Annotated in this window: 2 protein-coding genes; both read left to right on the top strand. The window is 55.6% G+C overall.

The window, feature by feature from the left end; genetic code table 11:
- Nucleotides 1–243 precede the first annotated feature (243 nt).
- Nucleotides 244–573 carry a hypothetical protein gene (locus VZ95_RS18400; protein ID WP_156995400.1) on the top strand — a complete coding sequence of 110 codons (330 nt, stop codon included), beginning with the start codon at nucleotides 244–246 and terminating at the stop codon, nucleotides 571–573.
- 268 nt (nucleotides 574–841) lie between these two features.
- Nucleotides 842–1,109: hypothetical protein (locus tag VZ95_RS18395; protein WP_045777154.1), on the top strand; the 268-nt coding region annotated here is incomplete at its 3' end.

Genomic DNA, 1,109 nt, shown 5'->3' with positions numbered 1-1,109 from the left:
TTTTCGATATTGCCCAATCGACAGGCTTTCAAAATCCTCAGAAAATGTCTGATTGGATTGAAAAGAATATGAGCGGCATTACCGTCAAGAAATTTTCGGCGGGAGAAAAAAGTGCCAACCGCGATTCAAGCAAGTTACATGGTTGATAATGGCCGTGGCGTCGGAACAAAAAATACAGTCTCCTCAGCCGATACTGAACAAAAGCCAAGTTGGGTAACGCGTGCCCTGCAAGGGCTTGATCGCTTGGCGCAGCCCATTTACGGATTGGTCGAGCACGATGGTCAGGTCATCGGCCTCATCGATGCTGAGGGCGGCGTTACGGCCCTGAAGGGCGTCGATACCGAGCGTTTGGCGCGTGAAGCTCAGCCTGCGAGCGGAAAGCCACCTTCCCCCACCGAACTCGCCGCCCTGCGCGCCGCTTGGTTCGAAGCCCAAGGCGCAAAGGTTCAGCGCTATGGCACCGGCCAAAAAGCCCCGACCCGTGTCCAAGCCGAAACCATGATAGGCCAGAATACCACGGCGGCCCGCTGGCAGCAGAACCTTAAATGGTTCAAGACCGATCAATCCGCGTAAAAGGGCGCGCACCGGGAAAGGATGAAACCATGCTCCCCCCTATTGGAACACCCAACCCCTCAGCAATCAGTTCAACTGAGGGCAAGACCCGCCCCAACGTCGTTATCAAAGATTTTAGTGCAGAACTAAAGAAAATGCAGGACGAGGATACTGCGGCGACAGCGAGGTCATAGCCGAGGCTGCACGTCGCGACACGCCCAATCAGCCAATTTACGGGCTGCTTCTTAAAGACGGTTCGGTCGTCGGCTATCTCTATAAGGATGGCGGGATGGCCTACCTCAATCCCAGTATTGTCGATGGCGTTGCCGTCGCACAAGCAACGCGCAGCCCGAAGCAGGCTGCCGATTGGATTGAAGCGAATGTCGAAGGCCTGACCGTCGAACGCTTCTCTGACGGGTCGAAGGCCCCCACAATCAGAGAGGCCAATGCAATGATGAATGAAACCGCCGCGATTTGGGCGCGGGAAAATCCTATTCGCTCCTCCGCCCCCGACCCAGACGCAACCAAGACCGAAATGGCGCTGCGGATGAAAAATC

This window comes from Elstera litoralis (genome assembly GCF_000963705.1).
GTDB classification, from domain to species: Bacteria; Pseudomonadota; Alphaproteobacteria; order Elsterales; family Elsteraceae; genus Elstera; species Elstera litoralis.
The sequence above is the reverse complement of the archived record's forward strand: the minus strand, read 5'-3'. Positions and strand labels throughout refer to the sequence as shown.